The organism is Kocuria flava (assembly GCF_001482365.1).
In the GTDB taxonomy this organism is placed as follows: Bacteria; Actinomycetota; Actinomycetes; order Actinomycetales; family Micrococcaceae; genus Kocuria; species Kocuria flava.
Window position 1 is genome coordinate 837,258 of record NZ_CP013254.1, and the last position, 19,759, is coordinate 857,016.

The window sequence follows — 19,759 nt, forward strand, 5'->3', positions numbered from 1 at the left end:
TCCCATGTCTTGCTGCCAGTGATGTATTTGCATGGTAGGTCCGTGGGCCGACCCCATAAGGAGGACTGGGCCGTCCCAAGTCCATGATTGCGTGAGCTCGGCGGTGAGGCGCTCCCAGCGATGGAGCCTCACTCGGCATCATGGACCCATGGAAGAACCCGATGACGTGACAACCAGCCGCTCCCGCGTGACTCTTCCCTCCGCGCAGAAGATGTACTGGGCGGCGGAGCAGTGGCGGAACCGCGCGTTGATCGACGACCGCAGCCTTTTCAGCGGGGAGCCCATGAACGGCGCAGCTGCAGCGCAGGAGCTGGTGGAGGCGTTCGTGGAACAACCTGACCTGGGCGCTGGGACCTTCTACGAGAAACTCGAGACCCAGCTGGCCACGGTCAGCGCGGACGCGGTGCAGCTTGCCGCGGAGCTGATGTACGTCTACTACCTCATCGTCACCACCCGAGCGGCGCGGGGGAAGACGAAGCGCGAGCAGATCCAGATGATCCTCGACTACCGCGACGCCGGCACCACGGATTTGCCGGACGAGTTCGCCGAGGCGCTCGCCGGCGGTGTCGCCCACCCGGGAACCGGCTACAACACGTTCCGGTGGAAGATGTTCGCCTATCTCATCCGGGTCTACGAGGCGGCGAAGAAACTTCCTCGCGCCGAGCGAAGCGGAGTCTTCACCGAATGGGACGCTTTTCAGCGTTTCATGGGCGGCATCGACGACCAGTCCGTGTGGAGCCAGCGCTTCGCCCTCGAGCACATGCTCTTCCCGGACTACGCGCCGGCCATCACGAGCCGCGACGACCGCAGTGCTCTGCCCAAAGTGTTTGCGAAGCGGCTGGGCGGGGAGTACGAGGTCGCCGAGATCGTCCGCCGGCTCGAGCCGAACGCCTGGTTCGGGAACCGTGCCTACACGGACCTGTACCGCACGCCTTATCGGGAGCTGTGGCAGCAACCCAACCCGAAGATGGACGCCTATGTCTCGTGGGCACGGCGCTTCACCGACATGCTGGAGCAGCCCCGTGCCACCTGGCAGGAGCGTGCGCTGCGGGCAGCGGAAACTCTGCGGGCGGCAAGCAGCGGGGCGCCTATCGCTGAGCCGCTGCGGGCAGCGCTCCACGACCTGGATTCGGGGCTCGCGTCGGCCGTCTCGGCCGTCGTGTCCTGGGCCGAGAACGACGACGCTGCCGCCCGGCACGCCCTGACCGCCTTCGCGGATCACCGCGGCGGGGAAGCGATCGATCGGTTCCTGGACCGGGTGCCCGACGACGTGCTGACAGGCGGCAGAGCCCAGATGGCACTCGCCTCGGCCTTGCTCATGGCCCAGGGCGCCGAGGAATTGCCTCTCTGGCCGTTCGACACCGCGGCTGCGTCACACCGCCTCGCCAACGGCTATCCGGGACAGGACTCCTCCACCGTGGGGGAGAACTACGTTCTCTACCTCGAGCGTCTCGACGCCGTTCGTGTCGGGCTGGGAACGCCAGAGAACCTCTGGGCTACTCGCCTCGACGCCGCCGTGCTCGCCGACCTCCTCGTCCGCACCGGCCGTCCCGACGGGTGGGAGGACGCCGAGTGGCGTGCCTTCGACGCCTGGCGCACCGGCAAGGCGGTCGCCCTGACCACGCAGGCCAGCACCTCTTCCGCGGGAGCGGTCACCGCGCCGGCGGAGGCCCCGGAGACGGAGGCGTCGTCGACCTCCTTCGAGGACCTGGCGGCCGCGCTGTCCCTGGATGAGCAGGGCATCGAGTGGCTCGAGGAGACCCTCGAGCTGCTCCGGCTGAAGAAGCAGCTGATCCTTCAGGGCCCTCCTGGTACGGGGAAGACCTATCTGGCACGTGAACTCGCGGAATTCCTTGCTGAGGACCCGAAGCGAGTGACGCTCACCCAGTTCCACCCGGGCACCAGCTATGAGGACTTCGTGCAGGGACTGCGCCCGGACCCGGAGAATCCCACGTCGTTCCGGGTGGTCGACGGCCCGCTCATCCGCATCGCCGAGGAGGCGCGGGCACATCCGGAGGCCACCTACGTGCTGCTCGTCGACGAGATCAACCGCGGCAACGTGCCAGCGGTGTTCGGGGAGCTCTACTTCCTGCTCGAGTACCGTGGCGAGACGGTCACGCTGACCTACGGCAAGGACTTCAGCCTGCCCGGAAATCTCTTCCTGATCGGCACCATGAACACCGCCGACCGCTCCATCACCGCCCTGGACTCCGCACTGCGCCGGCGTTTCTACGTCCGGGATCTGCGCCCGGGTGAGACCCCGGTGGACGGCATGCTTCGCAATCACCTCACCCAGCACGACGCCGAGCTGGAATGGCTCGCCGAACTCCTCGACCGGGCGAATGCCATCATCAAGGACAAGGACCAGCGCGTCGGCCCCAGCCACTTCATGGGGCGGCAGATGGACGAGACACGGGCCCGTCGCGCTTGGAACTACACCGTGATGCCGACATTGCGCGAGGTGTTCTACCGTCGCCCGGAGCTGCTGGACCAGCTCGAGTTCGCGACCCTGAAGGCGGCCGTGACGCACACGGCGGGCGATGCTGCAGCTGACTGAGTGGGAGACCTCCGGGCCCCTGACCCTGACTCCCGCCCAGCGGCACGTGCTGGAGACCCGCTTCGAGGCCGTCGTCCGCGCGAGCGGCCACGGGGATGAGGTCGCTGTGCGCCCCGGCGGCGTGGTGGGCAGCGTCAGCGTCGGCGGCGTTCCGATCGTGGTGCGGCCCAAGATCCCGATCGACCGGGTGCTGTTCATGACCGCCTACGCCGCGGACCCGTTCCGGTGGGAGGAGAACTGGTCGGTCATCGCCGGCGCCGACGACCTCGAGGACGGCATGGCCGCCCTTTTCGTCGCGGCCTGCCGCCGGACACTGCAGCGCGGACTGCTGCGCTCGTACCGCACCGTCGACGCCGACCTGCCGATGGTCAAGGGTCGGGTGCGCTGGAACGTCCAGGCGCGGCGGCCGGCACCGCTACCCGTGGCGTCCCGCTTCCAGGTGCACGACGACGACATCACGGAGAACCGGATCCTCCGCGAGGCACTCGCGGCGCTGCGCCACAGCCGCCTGACGGACCCGGCGCTCGCGGCCGGTGTGGACCGCCTGTGGCGCAGCCTCGAGCACGTCCGGCCCCTGCGGGAACCCCTCGCCGCACTGGACACGATCACCTGGACCCGTCAGAACGAGCACTACCGCCAGGTCCTCGGCCTGGCGCGGGTCGTGCTGGAGAACTCCATGGCCGACCTCGCCGGGGGAGTCGTGGGCACGATCGGCTTCACGCTGCACCTGCACACGGTTTTCGAGCAGTTCGTGCGCACGGCCCTGCGCGAGGCCGCCGGCCTCACGGAGACGGAGTTCCCCGACAGTTGGCGAGGGAAGGGGCTTTTCCTGGCCGAGAGCGGGCAGGTCCCACTGGTCCCGGACCTCGGTGTGCGGGTCGGCGCACACTGGCGGTTCGTGGGCGACGTGAAGTACAAGCGGGACGCAGGACCCGGCCACGAGGCAGATCTCTACCAACTGTTGGCCTATGCCACGGCAACCGGCCTGCCGGAGGCCACGTTGATCTACGCACAAGGGCCGCAGGTGCCGGTCACGCATGAGGTGCGACATGCGGGGAAGCGACTGCACCTGTGGCATCTTGACCTCACCAGTGAGCCACGGGAGGTCCTACGGCAGCTCCGCGGGCTGACGCCCGCCTTGTCCTCATCGGCGGCGGACCGGTAGACCTCCGCTGTCGGAGCCGGCCCCGAGGGGTGCCGAGCCGGTCTCGGACGGGGCGATCCCATCACGGGAGCGGCGCAAGCGAGACGGCGGACGTTGCCGGGTCCCGAGGTCGGCGAGAAGCGTGTCGAGATCGTCCGAGGCAGCCCATCCGTTGACGGAGACCTGCCCCTCAGCGGTGACTCGGACTTCCAGGCGGTCATTGCATGCGCCCAGCCTGTTCCGGAGGTGGGCATATCGCGGGGTGAGGAAGTGGAAGCGCTGATTGGTTGAGCCGACCCAGGGGCGGGCGAGGTCGGGGCGCGCACGGTCATAGGGACCGTCCACCAGAAGATCGGTGGCCTCCAGGAGACGACGAACACTCGTGTCACCACGGGCCGCACGGGTCTCCAGGTCTTCGCGGAGGAAACCGGTGAACGTCATGACGGACAGGCCGCCGACGCGGACCGCTTCGGCCAGCGCGGCGAGGCCCTCAGCCTGCTCGAAGGGCTCGCCGCCGAGCAGGGTGATGCCCTCGACGTCCGAGCGATCGGCTTCCTCCGCGAGCTGGAGGGCTGCCACGGGACGCCCACCCGTCCTGGCCCACATGTGCGGATTGAAGCACCCGCGGCACCGAATGCTGCACCCCTGGATCCACACCGCGAACCGGCGCCCGGGTCCCTCGGCCTGGGTCACCGGGACGACGTGCGCCACGCGCAGCGTTGCCGTGTCAGATGTCAAGGATTCGTCCACCTGGGGGCCCCTGACGCGGGCCGCGCTGCTCTGTGGTCGGGGCGTCGACCGTGACGAGGTGGGCGATTCTCGTGTACTGGTGAGGCTGCAGTCCCGTGGACCGCACGAAGTCGTCGTCGTCCCGGAATCGGCCCTGAGCCTTCCGCACGGACAGGATGTGCTGGGCGAGAACTTCGTCGATGCCGGGAAGTCGGGCCAGGTCCTGGGCTGTCGCCGTGTTGACGTGCACACGTCCGAACTGCACCGGTGCTGGTCTCGATGCCGGTGGCGATGCGGGGGCAGGAGGTACGAACTGCGCCGGCCCGCGCGGCGGGGGCGGCGTCCACGGTCGAGGACCCGGTGCCGGGGCCTGCCGACCGGGCTGGTAATAGGCGGCGTTGTCGATGCCCTGGAAGCTGTGGCTCGGCTGGCCGGGCTGACGCAAATCGGCAGGCGGCGCCTGTGGCGGAGCGCCCTCCGTGTACCAGGGGACGAGTGAGGCGCGCCACCGAAGGTACTCCTTGTTGAGGATGAAGGCATGAATGACCCCGCCGACCCATGTGCCTAGGAGTAGCAGCCCTCCGACGTCGGCGAACGCCTGCACTCCCGTGGACCTGGCCGCCTCGTCGAGAACGAAGAGCAAGACACCGAGACCGGCATAGATCGCCGCGATGACCCACCACCGGCGCTTCCTCGTGCGCGCCGCGACGTAGACGAAGCCGACCCACGAGAACAGGCCCAGGCCGAGAATGGGCGCGAGCAGCCACGCGCTGTGACGGAGGCGCCACTTCCCGTTGGCGAGCTTCTGCGCAGCCATCGGCTGGCCTCCGACGGAGTTATTGCTGACGTAGTTCATGTCGTACCTCGGTGTGGATGGTGCCCTCTCGCCGGTCGTAGTCGGCGGTGAACGTGCTGTGGACAGTGGTGGCCTCGAGCAGGTCCTCGAGAACGGCGATCGACTCCAGGCAGCTCGGGCCGAGCATGCCCCTGGTCTCGGCCGTGATGGCGCCGTCGGGATCGACGCGAAGGACGATCTGCCGGGGCTCGGGGGCGGTCACGCCGAAGCTCCCACGGTCAGGACCACGGTGACGCTGTTATCGTGCTCGACGGTTTCGGACTCCAGGGTCATCCCGGCCTGGGGCGCCCGTTCGCGCAGCTTGGCGAGCACCTCCTGCTGGACCCGCCCTCCGTATGCCGCGTCGACGGCCGCGATGATCTGTTCCGCCCGGTCGGTGTCGACCTCGCCGACCAGGTGCACCGACCAAGCACCCTCCGCATCGCGCTGGAACTCGGCGTGGACTCTCTGCCACTCCGCCGACAGCCGGTTCTCGTGGAGCGCCGTCGAAGCGCCGGTATCGGCGAGCGCGGCCGCGAGGAGGTGCTCATTGCGCATGCGGGTGGCGACATGGCAGACCGTGCGACCGTGTGCATCGATCTCCGGGCGGCTGGCCTTCCACGCCGCAACGGCGGCCATGGCCGCGGGCACCAGGATCAGTGAGACGCTCATGGGGATCCCTCCGGGGAGTAGTGAGTCATCTAGAAGTCCACCAGTCGACCGCCGCGGCTCAGCGGAAGCTCGACCACCGTCCCGGTGGACGTGGTCCCTGCCTCGTCCGGTCCGTCCGGCCCAGGAGGCGTCTCGACGCCGTATCCGGTGCGATCCTCCCCTGCGGTCGCGGCGACAGCACGGACGGCGGCCCAGGCGCGGATCGCCCGGATCTGCTCGGCCTGGGTGATGCTGAGGGGCACCATGTTCTCGACAGCGCGGAACAGGTCCTCCTCGGTCAGCGGACGTCGTTCCGAGAAGGCGTCGAAGAGCCCGGCAATGACGGCGTGCTCGATCTCGGCTCCTGAGTACCCCTCCGTCACGTCCGCCAGCCGGGACGTCAGGGCGTCGTCGATCGTCAGCCCGGTGGCGACGTTCCCGTTGCCCAAGCGTTTGTGGAGGTGCAGTCGCCACACATCGCACCGCTCGGCCGCGGTGGGAAGGTCCACGAAGAAGATCTCGTCGAAGCGGCCCTTCCGCAGGAACTCAGGGGGCAGAACATCGACGTTGTTGGCCGTGGCGATGACGAACACGGGCGCGCTCTTCTCCTGCATCCAGGAGAGGAAGGAACCGAAGACGCGGGAGGACGTGCCGGAGTCCCCGGCGTTGCCGGCAGCCCCGGAGAATCCCTTCTCGATCTCGTCGATCCACAGGACGCACGGAACCGTTGCCTCGGCCGAGCGAATGGCATTGCGCATGTTCTGCTCGCTGGACCCCACGAGACCGGCGAACACCTTGCCGATGTCGAGTCGCAGAAGGGGAAGACTCCACGCGGAGGCCACGGCTTTCGCGGTGAGGGACTTGCCGCAACCGGGCACGCCGGTCATCAGCACGCCCTTCGGCGCAGGAAGCCCGTAGTCGGCTGCGGCAGCCATCCAGGAGTTGTCACGTTTGCCCAACCACCGCTTGAGGTTCTGCAGACCACCCACGTCCGCGAGGTCCACGTCCGCCGGCACGAATTCCAGCAACCCGGATTTGCGGATCGTCTGACGCTTCTCCTCGAGGACCACCTGGACGTCCTCGTTGGCCAGCACGCCGTTGTTCACCATGGCGCGCGCAAACGCGTTGGCGGCCTCGTGGAGCGTCAGCCCCATGGCGGCCTGAGCCAGTCGCTCCCGCCCGGCCTCGTCCACTTCGACCCGGATCCGCCCGCCCGAGGCGTTGGTGTCGATCATGGCGTCGAGAAGCTGCCGGATCTCGGTCTCATCAGGTAGCGGGAAGTCAACGATGGTGATGTCCTTCTCCAGCTCCGGTGGGATGCGCAGCACCGGGGACACGAGGACGAGTACCCGCGCCGCGGTGCCGGTCTGGAACGCCTCGGCGATGTCGCGGATGCGGCGGGTCACGGCCACATCCGCGGGGCGCCCGGTGCCGTCGCCGAGATGGGCGTGCAGGTCACGGAACACGAAGACCCCGGGCTCCTCGTGCTTCAGTACGCGTTCGAGGGCCTTCGCGGCATCGTTCGTGCCGGACGGGATCTTTCCCTCCGGATCCACCAGGCCCTGGGTCGCCGACCAGGTCCACACCGGACGCGGTGTTCGTACGTGCTCGGCGTCGGAAGCGATCGCCGAGATCTCCCGGAGGACTCGGGTCTCCTCGAACGACTCGATGTACAGAACGGGGAAACGCGCCTTGAACAGCAGGCCCAGGGTGTCCCGAAAGGAAGGTCTCGCCCGTCGGGCTGGTCCCGCTACGTCCTGCATGTGATGTGTCCCCTGTTCCTACGGTTGCCACCTATCGGTTCGAGTTGCGTCCTGCAGAGTGGTGTACGGGTAGCCCGGTGAGCGCGTCGCCACAGACGAAGGCGGTCACCGCGTGATCCTTCGAGTGAACCTTCCACAGCACTCTCGAAGAGGACCATCACGATGACCGCTCCTTCCAGTATCGACCCTGCCCAGTTCCTGCACGAGCACCTCGCCCAGGCCTCTCCGGACCTGCTGCGCGAGATGCTCACGACCTTCGTGAACACCTTGCTCTCGGCCGAGGCCGACACGGTGTGCGGGGCCGCCTACGGGGCGTCCTCGCCAAAGAGGGTGAACTCCCGCAACGGCTACCGCCACCGTGACTTTGACACCCGCACCGGGACCATCGACGTGGCGATCCCCAAGCTGCGGACCGGCACCTACTTCCCGGAGTGGCTCCTGGAACGGCGCCGCCGGGCCGAGTCCGCCCTGACTTCCGTGGTGGCCACCTGCTACCTGCTCGGCGTCTCGACCCGTCGGATGGACAAGCTCGTGCAGTCGTTGGGCATCACCGGGCTGTCTCGCTCCCAGGTCTCGACCATGGCCACCGACCTCGACGAGCACGTGGAGTCCTTCCGCACCCGCCCGCTCGATGCCGGCCCCTACACGTTCGTGGCCGCTGACGCACTGACGATGAAGGTCCGCGAGGGCGGGCGGGTGGTGAAGGTCGCGGTCATGGTCGCCACCGGCGTCAACGCCGACGGGCACCGGGAGATCCTCGGGGTGCAGAGCGCCACGGCCGAGTCCGGCGCCGGGTGGCTGGGGTTCTTCCGGGATCTGGTGGCCCGCGGACTGGCCGGGGTGCGACTGGTGACTTCTGACGCCCACGCCGGGCTGGTGGAGGCCATCGGGGCGACCCTGCCCGGGGCGTCCTGGCAGCGGTGCCGCACCCACTACGCGGCCAACCTCATGGCGACCACCCCGAAGGCCTCCTGGCCGGCGGTGAAGGCGATGCTGCACTCGGTCTACGACCAGCCCGACGACGCCTCGGTGCAGGCGCAGTTCGACAAGCTCCTGGAGATGGTCGAGCCCCAGCTGCCGGCCGTGCACGCCCACTTGGACGAGGCCAGGGCCGACATCCTGGCCTTCACCACCTTCCCGAAGGGGCTGTGGCGCCAGATCTGGTCCAACAACCCCAACGAGCGGCTCAACCGCGAGATCCGCCGGCGCACCGACGTGGTCGGGATCTTCCCGGACCGGACCTCCCTGATCCGTCTGGTCGGGGCGGTGCTGGCCGAGCAACACGACGAGTGGGCCGAAGGCCGCCGCTATCTGGGCCTGGACGTGCTGGCCAAGTCCCGACTGACCCTCGTCAATACCGCCGACACCGATCAGGAGGACACCACCGCCCTCGGCGCCCTCAGCGCCTGACCCCACAAGGATCACGCCGAATCTGTACACCACTCAAAAGGACTTGACCTCGGTTCGTCGCCGATGCGCCTGCACATCTAGCACCTGCGGAGGCCTGTGGCAGTGGTCCCCCCCAGGCTATCTCCATCGATGTGCATATATAGAGAGTGCGTGCTGAGATGACGCTGGCCTCGTTTCCGTGATGGCGAAGCGTGCGGTCACGAGCGGCTCGTGGCCCTCGATGAGTGGGGCGAAGACAGCCAGGGCGTGGGGGGGAAGGCCGACGGTTTCCTCCGGCTGATGACGCTCAGGAGGTCCTCGGACCTGCTCACGGACAGTTGTGAGCCAACCCGTGATGGTCGGCACGTCACCTGATCGCCGATCCCGGCTCACGCCCCGGGCCCGGCGGACCGGCGTAGGCCTGGACGACGTCCAGCCAGGCGTCGGCGTCGGGGCCCTCGGCGCTGACGGCGCAGTCCTGGCGGTGCCGCCGCCGGGTGGCGAGCAGGGCGAAGTCCAGGGCCGCCCCGTGCACCCGCTGGGCGGCGTCGGCCGGTCCCCAGGTCCACGTCTCGTCTTTGTGGGTGAGTTCCACCCGGAACGGTTCCGTGGGCGGGTCCATCCGGCGCTGGGCGAAGGCGTAGTCGCGGGCGGCCACGGCCAGGTGGGCGACGTGCCGCAGCCGGGGCGAGGCGGCCGGCGGGAGGCCGAGGGCGTCGCGGACGTCCTGGCCGTGGGCGAAGATCTCCATGATCCGGGCGCTGGCCATCATGGCCGCGCCCAGGGGCGGGCCGATCCACGGGATGCGCCCGGCCCTCCGGCGCGGCGGCGAGCGCCTCGAGCACCCGGGTCCGGGACGTGCACCAGGACTCCAGGATCTCGGTGGGGGAGAGTGCGGCGCCCTTCTCGGCAGCGCGATCGACGACGTCGGGATCGGCAGCACACCGCTCTCGCAGCCCGGCGAAGATTGCAGAGGCCTCGATCGCGCTGAGCACGGCACCGTCCGTCCAGGCCAGGTGGGCCACCTGGTGGCGCACCGAGCACCCTGCGGCCGGGGTGAGGAGGTCCCAGTCGGAGTCGGGCATCGGGCGCAACAGTTCCCCGAGGAGATCGCCCTCATCCCGCAGGACGACCAGCATGGTCGGGGCGGGCCATTGGATCACCATATTGCGCAAGTCCTTCTTGAGGATCTCGCCGGTCGTATTCCGCGGCAAGTCGTCGAGGAACTCGACCTCGGCCCGGACCTTGTAGGCCACCAGCCGCTATCGGCACCAGTCGCTCAGGTCCTCGGAGGTCCTGGGGCAGGGGCCCAGGCACGCGAAATGTCGCGCTGCGACCACAGCGCCTGCCCGGTCAGAGGGCGCTGGCGGCCAACCGGTACATGAACGCGGCCATCTGGTCGCGCAGCACTGGCCCGTAGGGACGGAACTCTTTGCCGCGCGAGGTGTTCCACCCGCCGGAGACTCCCTTGCCAGCCAGCCAGGCGATCGGCTTGTAGAACACGTGGGACTATCGCAGTAACGGTGTAAGAGGCCCAATCACCCCGAGAGGGGCTGGAGGGTCGACATGAGCGAGAACATCGAGACACTGGTGGACGTGAGCCCACCACCACCCGGCGAGCAGCCGGATCAGACACCGGAGCTGTCCCCGGCCGAGCAGGACACGGTCCGGGAACTGGTCCGTGCCGCCCGCGCCAGCGGGACGGCGTTGACCGGTCCGGGCGGATTGTTGAAGCAGCTGACCAAGATGGTCGTCGAGGCCGCCCTGGACGAGGAGATGAACGAGCACCTCGGCTACGAGCCCGGCGAGCCCGAGGGGCGCAACCGCGGCAACTCGCGCAACGGGAAACGGTCCAAGACGGTCATCACCGACAACGCCGGCCCCGTGCAGATCGAGGTCCCGCGGGACCGCGAGGCGACCTTCGAGCCGGTAATCGTGCGCAAGCGCCAGCGGCGCCTTTCGGACCTGGACCAGGTCGTCCTCTCGCTCTCGGCCAAGGGACTGACCACCGGGGAGATCAGCGCGCATCTGGGCGAGGTCTACGGCGCGGAAGTCTCCAAGGACACCGTCACCCGCATCACCGACCGGGTCATCGAGGAGATGCAGGCGTGGTGGGCCAGGCCCCTGGAGCAGGTCTACGCGGCGGTGTTCATCGACGCGATCATGGTCAAAGTCCGTGACGGGCAGGTCCGCAACCGGCCCGTGTACGCCGCCATCGGGGTGGACCTGGCCGGGCACAAGGACATCCTGGGGATGTGGGCCGGGGACGGCGACGGGGAGTCGGCGAAGTTCTGGTACGCCGTGCTGACCGACCTGAAGTCCCGCGGCGTCAAGGACGTGTTCTTCGTGGTCTGCGACGGCCTGAAAGGCCTGCCCGACAGCGTGAACGCGGTGTTCCCGGCCGCGATCGTCCAAACGTGCATCATCCACCTGATCCGCGGGACGTTCCGGTACGCCTCGCGGAAGTACTGGGACGAGCTCGCCAAGGACCTGAAACCGGTCTACACCGCCCCGACCGCTGCCGCCGCCGAGGCCGCCCTGGAGGAAGTGGAGGACAAGTGGGGCGCCCGGTACCCGGCGATCAGCCGACTCTGGCGCGGGGCGTGGACGGAGTTCGTGCCGTTCCTGGACTACGGAGCCTGTTGCAGAATCGGGTGTTGCCCAGGCGTGGTTTGTCGGTGGCGGGCAGGGGATGATGTGACATGGCCAAGTCGTATCGCCCGGTGCTCCGGAACCAGCCGATGCTGTTGCCGGTGGATCTGCGGGAGTGGCTTCCGCAGAATCACCTGGTCTGGTTCGTGCTGGAGACCGTCGAGGCTCTCGACACCACTGCTCTGGAACGCACCCGGCGTCGCGGTGGGGCCGGCGCGGCCGGCTACGACCCGCAGATGCTGCTGGGACTGTTGGTCTACGCCTACTGCCAAGGGGTGCGGTCCTCGCGGGCGATCGAACGGATGTGTCTCACCGACGTGGCGTTTAGGGTGTTGTGCGCCCAGGACGGCCCGGACCACACCACGATCGCCCGGTTCCGCGCCGATTCCCAGGACGCGTTCACGGAGTTGTTCGCGCAGGTCTTGATGATTGCCGCCCGGGCCGGGCTGGGCCGGTTCGGTACGGTCGCCATCGACGGCACCAAGATCGCAGCCAACGCCTCGATCGACGCCAACCGTGGCCAGGACTGGTTCGACCGCCACGTCGCCGGCGTGGTCGCCGAGGCCGAGGAGACAGACCGGGCCGAGGATGCTGCAGCACATGAGAGTGATGGCGACGACCGCCCGGATCGGGTGCCCGCCGCCTTGCGGGATCGCACCCGGCGGCTGGAGAGGATCCAGCAGGCCTCCGAAGAGCTCAAGGCCCAGCGGCAACGACGGACCCGGGAACAGGCCGAGCACGAGGCCGCCGCATTGGCCCGGCGCCGCCGCTCGGAGCAAGGACAGCCGGTGGTGGGCCGGATCCCGAACGGGCCGCACCGGCTGGCTGAGGCACGGGCGCACCTGGCCCGGGAGATCACCTCCCATCAGGCGAAACTGGACCGGTACGCCGCCCTGGTCGCGGCCGGCAGGAAACCGATGGGGCGACCACCGGTGCCGATGGCCGAGAGCACCAGGGTGGCGCGGGCGCGCCGCGTCGTGGCCAACGCCGAGGCCGCCGCAGCCGCCGTGGAGCCGGTCCCGGCCGGGAAGGAGCTGCCGAAGGTCGTGGCGAACACCACCGACCCGCAATCGCGGATCATGCCGACCCGTCGAGGGTTCCTGCAGGGATACAACGCCCAGGTCGCGGTCACCAGCGATCAGCTCATCGTCGCGGTGCAGGTGGGACAGACACCGAACGATCAAGCCTGCTTCACCCCGATGATGGACGCCGCCCAGGACGCCGCGACGCGGATGCACGCCCACACCGGCAACCCCGATCACCTGGTGGGCACCGTGCTGGCCGACGCCGGGTACAACAGCGACGCCAACCTCACAGCCGCAGGACCGGACCGATTGATCGCTCTGGGCAAGCGGCGCGACGACCAGCGCGCCGCAGCCCAGGAACCAGCACACGGGCCGCCGCCAGCGGAGGCGACCCCGCGTGAGGCCAACGCCCACCGGCTACGCACCCGTGAAGGCCGCGATCTCTACAAGCGGCGAGCAGCGACGGTGGAACCCGGCATCGGCAACCTGAAGAAGATCATCGACCGGTTCTCCTGCCGCGGCCTCGATCACGCCACCAGCGAGCTACACCTGGCCGCCACAGCGTTCAACATCCTCAAAATCCACCGAGCAACCCCCACCGCCTGAAGGCAGGGGTCCTGGACCCCTGTCCTCGGCGCGGTTCTGGGCCGGCCCCTCGTCATCATCGGCTCAGGCCAGCTTTGGACCGGCTCCTGCAGGCCGATTCTGCAACAGGCTCTACGACGTGGAGATCCGCCGGGTGATCTGCTCGACCAACGCGATCGAGTCGCTCAACGCCCGGTTTCGCCGTGCCGTGCGGGCCCGGGGGCACTTCCCGAATGAGCAGTCCGCGATGAAGACCCTGTACCTCGTCGTGCGTTCCCTGGACCCGAAGGGTACCGGGCAGACACGATGGGTCACACGGTGGAAGCCGGCGCTGAACGCCTTCGCCATCACCTTCGCCGACCGGATGCCGGCAGCGGAGAACCACTAACCATGGAAACGCCTCTTACACCGTTAGAGCGACAGTCCCGAACACGTGGCTGGTGGGGACGTCGATGAACGGCGACACCGCCGGTGGGGTGAACTCCGGCTCCCCGGCCAGGCGGTACATGAACGCGGCCATCTGGTCGCGCAGCACGTTGGACTCCGGCCGGTAGAGGCGGGTGCCGCCGGGGCCGGACCAGCCGGTGGAGATGCCCTGCGCGGCCAGCCAGGCCATGTGCTTGTAGAACGCGCGAGTGGTGGCGACGTCGGCGAACGGTGAGGTGGCCGGGGCCGTGTAGGCCGGTGAGCCGGCCAGGCGGTAGAGGAACGCGGCCATGATCTCGCGGGTCACTTTCGCGGTGGGGCGGAATTCCTTGCCCCGGGGCGTGGACCAGCCTCCGGAGACGCCGACCTCCGAGAGCCAGGAGATCTCGTTGTAGAAGACGTAGGAGGTGGACACGTCGGTGAACGGGGTCATCACCGGCCCGCGGTAGGGCATCCCGTCCCAGGCGTTGTGCATGACCACCGGCCGGAAGTCGGGGGAGTAGCCGTCGGAGAACAGCATGCCCCCGGTCGCCGTGTAGACGATGTCCTCCAGCCCATGGGTGGTGATCTGGGAGATCAGCCGGGAGGGCAGCGAGATGACGTGCTGGGCTTCCTGCCACTGCCAAAACAGACGGTTGGTGCCCTCGATGCGGGTGAGCGTGACCTGCCCGGGCAGGGACCTACCGAAGTAGTCGTCGGGTGATCCGGCGTTGAAGGTCATCATGCGGGCGCCGTTGGCCGGGTCGATCTCCTGTACGGCGCTCTCGGCAGAGACGTAGAGCTTGCCCAGCACCTCCACGATGGCGTGCAACACCTCGTAGGGCCAGTAGCTTGCGGTGCGGTGCGGCTCCTCACGCTGCCACAGCACCGTGGAGGTCGCCGGGTCGAAGGCGAAGACGACCGGAGCGACGCTGTAGTCGGTGCCGTTGGGACGGGTGGTGCCGTAGACGGTGTCGCCGATGGCCGTCAGGTGGTTGACCCGGTGGCCCGGGAAGAGGTCGTGGCGGATCGAGACCGTCCCGGTGGACTTGTTGATGATGCCCAGCGCACCGGTGGTGCCGGCGGGCGCCTCGCCGTAGTAGTCGTCGTACCCGTCGGGCACGGCGGCGAAGACGGCGTGGGAGTTGGTAGCGGCCCACGACTCGGCCCGCTCCTGCCCGCTGCCGGCCAGGGAATGAATCCGGCGATAGGAGGACGCCGAGCCCGCGCCCATGCTGATGACGTGGGAGTAGATGCCTCCGTCGCCGGTGCCGAAGTACAGGATGTTCCCTGCCACGGTCATTCCGGAGACCCAGCCGATCGCGGCGGTCTCCGGGGAGAGCTGGTAGGCGCGCGTGGACATGTTGGTGGCTGTCAGGCCCAGCTTGTCCTTCTGCTTGCCGCCGGCGTAGATGATGTTTGTAGCGCGGTTGAGCGCCGTCGCGCCGGGCAGGGCCGTCGCCTGCTGCGTGGAGCTGTAGCGGGACCAGTAGCGGAAGACGTAGAAGGTCCCGGAGTCGGTCTCCGGGGTGTCGAAGAAGAGGCCGGAGTACCCGGTGGAGGCCGTCGACGCGGTGAGCGCCATGCGAGTCGGCTCGGCGGCCACGGCCGGGGAGAGACGGGTGCCGCCGGCGAGGGCTGCGGCACCGCCGAGCAGGGCGACGGCGGAGAGCAGGGTGCGCCGCGTAGGCACGGCAGTGGAGAGCTCAGACACGGGGGTGTTTCCTTTCGCGGTGCTGTCTGGATGCAGCACGGGGATGGTGGCCGGGGACGCCACGGTGCCGAGCTTAGGCGTATGGCGGACTCGATCCCGAAGGTGTTTCTTTTTGCAACGCGACCGCGGGGCCCGAGCGCACCATGGCGGTGAGTCAGAGTCCGCTCAAATGCAGGAGGAGGCGGCTCGGTAGAACAACGCCGCCATTCGTCCGCGAGAAACTTCCTACAACCGTCGGTAGACCGTGCCAGTGGAGCTCGACCCTTCGGCGGTAATTTTGGCGTGGGACATCCACCAGACCGCCTTCTAAAAGGTCGAGAAGAAGGTGATGTCCTCCTGCAGGCTGCGAATCCCCTTGGGGTCGACGCCCTGCTGGGCCTCTACGGGCTGCTCATCCGTTTCCGGATGGCGGAGTCCCACGTGTTCGAGGCCAGTGCCGAGGCGGCAGCGGCCGACGTCGTCGTCGCCCGCCCGTCCGTGTGGCGCACCCTGTGGAGCGAGAAGCGGGCGGTCCTGCACATCTCGGCTCTGTCGATGAGCGGCGTGGTCGTCTTCTACACCTGGTTCATCTTCGCCCCGTCCTACGCGGTGGCCGTGCACGGGCTGGATGCCCAGCACTCCCTGGTGGCCGGGCTGCTGGTGCAGGGCGTGTTCCTGGGCATGATCCCGCTCATGGGCCGGCTGGCCGACCGGTGGGGCCGGAAGCCGCTGGCCTTCGTCTTCACCCTGGGCTTCGCCGTCCTGGCGTTCCCGCTGGAGTGGCTGCTGGGCTCCGGGTCGGTGAGCCTGTTCGCGAGCATGGGCATCGCCTCGGTGCTGCTGGCCGCGGCCTGCGCCCCGCTGGGGGCGATCTTCACCGAGCTCGTGCCCACCCGGGTGCGGGCCACCGTGGTCGGCTTCACCTACGGCGGCGCTTCGCCGGTCTTCGGCGGCAGCGCCCCGTACCTGAACACCTGGGTGTCCTCCCAAGGTATGCGCGCAGTGTTCGTCGTCGCCCTGATCGCCGCCTGCCTGGTCACCGCGGCCGTCACCCTGCGGATGCCGGAGACCCGTACGGTAGAGCTGACCTGATCCCCGGCGCGAGGCGGCACTGATGACACGGTTCACCCTGCGGCAGCTCGAGTACTTCCGGGCGATCGCACGGACCGGGAGCATCAGTGCCGCCGCCGCGCAGGAAATGACCTCCCGCTCCGCCATGGCCAGCGCGCTCGGGGAACTGGAGAAGTCGCTCGACGCGGAACTGGTCATCCGACGCAAGGCGCAGGGCATCGTGCTCACCGAGGCCGGCCAGGAGGTGCTCGAGCTCGCCTCGAATCTGCTGCACCAGGCCGAGGAGCTCGAGGGCGCGGTTCATCCGGAGCGCCTGCGCGGCACGGTGTCCGTGGGCTGCTTCAGTTCGCTCGCTCCGACCTTCCTGCCGGTCATGATGGACACGTTCGCCCGCGCCCACCCCGACGTTCAGTTCCGTGCCCATGCCGAGCCGGAAGACCTCCTGCTCAAGCGGCTGCGGGCCGGGGAGATCGACGTGGCGGTCTCCTACAATCTGCACGAGGACCCCACTTTGGAGTCGGTGGAGCTCTACCGCACCCGCATGCACGTCATCCTGGCCGCCGACGACCCGCTGGCTGCCGAACCCACGGTGCCCGCCGCCGCGCTCATGTCCCGGCGGCTCATCCTCCTCGACACCCCGCCGAGCCCGCAGTACGTCATGGAGTACTTCACCGGCCAGGGCTTGTCCCCGCGCGCGGAGGAGATGTTCTCCATCTTCGAGCTGCTCCGCTCGCTGGTGGCGCGGGGGATGGGCTACTCCCTGTTCATCCAGGAGCCGGCCGGCGGGCTCAGCTATGAAGGGCTCCCGCTGGCCAGCCGTCCACTGGATCCACCACCGTGGACCGAGCGGGTCTCGATCGCCCTGCCCGCGAGGCGGCGTCCGTCGGGGACGGCGCGGGCGTTCGTCCTGGCGGCGAAGGCTGCGGCTCCGAGCTACTCGCCGCCGGACCCGTACTGGTAGGGCAAAGGTTCTGGCTCCGCAGGCCGCAACCGTTTATGGGCGACCTGAAGTGCAAATACGAGTACGGGCCCGGCCATGAGGCCGCTCTCTACGGTGACATCGACTCGACCACCCGCCACGTGTCCTCGGGCCCGAGATGGCATCGCGCGATAGATTCATCCAATGAGCGACTCCCCGGATCAAGTCATCGCGAAGGACAACTTCACCCAATACAAGGCAGCCAACTACGCGAAGCTCTCGGACGATGAGGCCTTCGAGCGGTTCACCATGAGCTTGCTGCTAAAGCAGTACGGCGCCGGACCTGCCGACATCGAGCAGGGCCTGGTATCTGGGACCGACGATGGTGGCATTGACGGCTTCTACGTGTTCCTGAATGGCCGTGAACCGGTAGGGTCTGATTCAATACGGCTCACAAACCGCAGGAATGCTCTTGAAGGACTACAAACAGGCGTCACTCTCGACGTAGTAGTCGTCCAGACAAAAAAAGAGTCGACTTGGGACACGAATGTTTTCCCTAAAATTGAAAGCGCTCTGAAATCCATCTTTGACACTAGTCAGACAGCCGCCGACCTCAGATCATTCCCTCTCAATGACGACATAATTGAGAAGACAATGACGTGGCGGAAGCTACGCTCCAAGATCGCGATGCTCGCGCCTGTCGTTCATTTTCATGTGTACTACGCCACCTTCGCGAAGCAACCAGATGTAAACAACTACATGAAAACTAAGGCCCGACAACTTAAAGCATGGTTGGTGACCAGCCTCCCTACGGGCAGCACCACCTCAGTGGAGTACGTAGGTGATGCCGAACTCGTCACTCGTCTGCGTGTTGGATCGGACTTCGTGGCGAAGCTCGTTTTAACGAAGTTGCCGATTCGCGAAGCTAATGCCCTGGTAGGGCTGGTCTCGATCAAAGACTATCTCAAGTTTCTGAGATACGATAAATCCAAGGTAATCCGAAATGAGATGTTTGCCGTTAACGTGCGCGATTACGCTGGATCGAATGTCCGCGTCAACGATGCGATTGGAAAGACCCTCGCGGGTGATTCTGAGTCTCTGTTCTGGTGGCTCAATAACGGGATCACGATTATTGTTGACAAAGCCGACAATCCACTTGAACTCGTGTGGGTGCTGACGAATCCTCTAATCGTGAACGGCCTACAAACGTCACATGTCATCCATGAACAAGATCTGGCCAAGAGCATTACGAAAAAACGACTAAATCAGTCCGTCCTCGTCCGGGTGATTACTGAATCTGACCCCGAAGTGCGCGAAGCGATCATCAGCGGGACCAACAATCAGACCGCGATCGCAAGCCTCCAGCTTCACGCAAACGAAGAGAAGCAGTTACGCATCGAAGAGTTCCTGCGCGCCTACGGCTGGTACTACGAACGCCGTCGTTACCAGTATCGCGGAATGAAGGTTCCTGCGAGCAGGATTCGAAACATGACCGAGGTGGGTCAGGCAGTCATGGCGTATCGTCTCCTCCAGCCTGACACTGCCAGGGCGCGGCCTACGTCGTTGCTCGGCACCAACGCCGGGTGGGAGAAAGTCTTTGATTCTAGTGAATCGGAGGAACTCTACCTGAAGGCTTTAACTGTGGTCGATGCGGTCGATGATTACCTCAGAACGAGTGAAGCAAAGGCTATTGCTGATGATCTGACTAATGCGCGCTATTACCTTGTTGCCGGCTACGGGTTGCGAACGTCTGGCATCAAGAAGCTCGAGGACTTCGAAAAGATTCCCACTTCGGCCTTGAAGCAAAATCCATCCGCGACTGTGCTCACTGAACTGCACGAGCTTCTCTATCAAGAGGTTGGAAAGCTTGATGATGGCAAGACTGCTCTGGATCGTATGTTTAAAGGCGCCAAACTGAAGACGGCATTCTTTGATCAAATTCTCGGACTAAACGCTCACTAGCGGTTCGCCATTGGAATACTCCCCCCAGATACGTTTAATTCGACCAGGTAGAAATGGTGCCCTTACCATAGGTTATCGTTCGGAATGCTGGGCGCCGCTGCCCGGCTTCCTGTCGGGCATCGAACCTGTCTGCGCCGGGCATGGGCAAGGGGTGTGAGCCGGACTCGCTTCGAAGCCAGACTTGTAACCTTTACGCGGGACAGTCCGACGCTCGTCCGTTCGGTCGTGGGAAGTCGATCGGGGCGTCGAATCGTGGAGCCCGAACTGACTTCCAGCTCGGTCGCCGTGGTCAAGTGGCGTGCGTTGCAGCCTGGCCGTTCGGAGAGGTTGCAACGCCGTAGCCGAGAGTTCGGATCCTCTAGGGTGGAGGGATGTGCCG

General features: G+C 67.0%; 15 protein-coding genes and 3 pseudogenes. 9 read left to right on the top strand and 9 right to left on the bottom strand.

Annotated elements, in window-relative coordinates; all coding sequences use genetic code 11:
- The first annotated feature begins 148 nt into the window (after positions 1-148).
- Together AS188_RS17180 and AS188_RS03880 are read left to right on the top strand one after the other, a co-directional pair.
- A complete protein-coding gene (locus AS188_RS17180; RefSeq protein ID WP_058857739.1) occupies positions 149-2,557 on the top strand; it encodes an McrB family protein in 2,409 nt (802 codons plus the stop codon).
- Positions 2,541-3,722, top strand: a complete 1,182-nt coding sequence (locus tag AS188_RS03880; protein ID WP_083529539.1) for an McrC family protein — start codon at positions 2,541-2,543, stop codon at positions 3,720-3,722. Before AS188_RS17180 ends, AS188_RS03880 begins: the two co-directional genes overlap by 17 nt.
- On the opposite strand, the gene AS188_RS03885 is transcribed toward AS188_RS03880, so the two are convergent.
- Genes AS188_RS03885 through AS188_RS03905 form a run of 5 tightly spaced genes read right to left on the bottom strand, consistent with a single transcriptional unit; the run spans position 3,702 to position 7,679 of the window.
- A complete protein-coding gene (locus AS188_RS03885; RefSeq protein ID WP_236945047.1) occupies positions 3,702-4,451 on the bottom strand; it encodes a 4Fe-4S single cluster domain-containing protein in 750 nt (249 codons plus the stop codon). The two genes, AS188_RS03880 and AS188_RS03885, sit on opposite strands and share 21 nt — an antisense overlap.
- Positions 4,429-5,286, bottom strand: coding sequence for a ComEA family DNA-binding protein (locus AS188_RS03890; protein WP_083529228.1), 858 nt, complete (start codon positions 5,284-5,286; stop codon positions 4,429-4,431). The genes AS188_RS03885 and AS188_RS03890 overlap by 23 nt, the downstream gene beginning before the upstream one ends.
- The gene (locus tag AS188_RS03895; protein WP_058857742.1) at positions 5,267-5,488 is read right to left on the bottom strand and encodes a DUF2997 domain-containing protein; all 222 of its coding nucleotides are present in this window, start codon (positions 5,486-5,488) and stop codon (positions 5,267-5,269) included. Before AS188_RS03895 ends, AS188_RS03890 begins: the two co-directional genes overlap by 20 nt.
- Complete coding sequence (locus tag AS188_RS03900; protein ID WP_058857743.1) at positions 5,485-5,937, bottom strand: hypothetical protein; 453 nt, start codon at positions 5,935-5,937, stop codon at positions 5,485-5,487. The genes AS188_RS03895 and AS188_RS03900 overlap by 4 nt, the downstream gene beginning before the upstream one ends.
- Positions 5,938-5,966: 29 nt before the next feature.
- Positions 5,967-7,679 carry an AAA family ATPase gene (locus tag AS188_RS03905; protein WP_058857744.1) on the bottom strand — a complete coding sequence of 571 codons (1,713 nt, stop codon included), beginning with the start codon at positions 7,677-7,679 and terminating at the stop codon, positions 5,967-5,969.
- A 162-nt stretch (positions 7,680-7,841) separates the two neighbouring features.
- On the opposite strand from AS188_RS03905, the gene AS188_RS03910 reads away from it, so the two are divergent.
- Positions 7,842-9,089: an IS256 family transposase gene (locus tag AS188_RS03910; RefSeq protein WP_058857745.1), complete on the top strand. Its 1,248-nt coding sequence runs from the start codon at positions 7,842-7,844 to the stop codon at positions 9,087-9,089.
- A 346-nt stretch (positions 9,090-9,435) separates the two neighbouring features.
- On the opposite strand, the gene AS188_RS17330 is transcribed toward AS188_RS03910, so the two are convergent.
- The 3 genes and pseudogenes from AS188_RS17330 to AS188_RS16360 all read right to left on the bottom strand — a co-directional run bounded on the left by AS188_RS17330 (position 9,436) and on the right by AS188_RS16360 (position 10,571).
- A complete protein-coding gene (locus tag AS188_RS17330; RefSeq protein ID WP_261340416.1) occupies positions 9,436-9,840 on the bottom strand; it encodes a maleylpyruvate isomerase family mycothiol-dependent enzyme in 405 nt (134 codons plus the stop codon).
- Positions 9,734-10,234 (bottom strand): annotated as a pseudogene (locus tag AS188_RS17810) (maleylpyruvate isomerase N-terminal domain-containing protein); the annotation flags it as partial. The gene AS188_RS17330 and the pseudogene AS188_RS17810, both read right to left, overlap by 107 nt.
- Before the next feature lie 187 nt (positions 10,235-10,421).
- The gene (locus AS188_RS16360; RefSeq protein WP_083529229.1) at positions 10,422-10,571 is read right to left on the bottom strand and encodes an S-layer homology domain-containing protein; all 150 of its coding nucleotides are present in this window, start codon (positions 10,569-10,571) and stop codon (positions 10,422-10,424) included.
- Positions 10,572-10,634: 63 nt separating this feature from the next.
- Here AS188_RS16360 and AS188_RS03920 point away from each other — a divergent pair.
- From AS188_RS03920 to AS188_RS03930, 3 genes and pseudogenes are all read left to right on the top strand, one after another.
- Positions 10,635-11,729 (top strand): annotated as a pseudogene (locus tag AS188_RS03920) (IS256 family transposase); the annotation flags it as partial.
- Between the two features lie 41 nt (positions 11,730-11,770).
- Positions 11,771-13,351 carry a transposase gene (locus AS188_RS03925; protein WP_211268301.1) on the top strand — a complete coding sequence of 527 codons (1,581 nt, stop codon included), beginning with the start codon at positions 11,771-11,773 and terminating at the stop codon, positions 13,349-13,351.
- Between the two features lie 112 nt (positions 13,352-13,463).
- Positions 13,464-13,718, top strand: a pseudogene (locus AS188_RS03930) (transposase); the annotation flags it as partial.
- A 15-nt stretch (positions 13,719-13,733) separates the two neighbouring features.
- Here AS188_RS03930 and AS188_RS03935 read toward each other — a convergent pair.
- Entirely contained in the window at positions 13,734-15,449 is a 1,716-nt protein-coding gene (locus tag AS188_RS03935) for an S-layer homology domain-containing protein (protein WP_058857748.1), read from the bottom strand.
- Positions 15,450-15,731: 282 nt separating this feature from the next.
- Between AS188_RS03935 and AS188_RS03940 the strand changes: the two genes are divergently transcribed.
- The 3 genes from AS188_RS03940 (at position 15,732) to AS188_RS16365 (ending at position 19,380) form a co-directional block, all read left to right on the top strand.
- Complete coding sequence (locus tag AS188_RS03940; protein ID WP_147050300.1) at positions 15,732-16,520, top strand: MFS transporter; 789 nt, start codon at positions 15,732-15,734, stop codon at positions 16,518-16,520.
- A 22-nt stretch (positions 16,521-16,542) separates the two neighbouring features.
- Positions 16,543-17,460, top strand: coding sequence for a LysR substrate-binding domain-containing protein (locus tag AS188_RS03945; RefSeq protein ID WP_058857750.1), 918 nt, complete (start codon positions 16,543-16,545; stop codon positions 17,458-17,460).
- 162 nt (positions 17,461-17,622) lie between these two features.
- Positions 17,623-19,380, top strand: a complete 1,758-nt coding sequence (locus tag AS188_RS16365) for an AIPR family protein (protein ID WP_083529231.1) — start codon at positions 17,623-17,625, stop codon at positions 19,378-19,380.
- Positions 19,381-19,759: the final 379 nt, after the last annotated feature.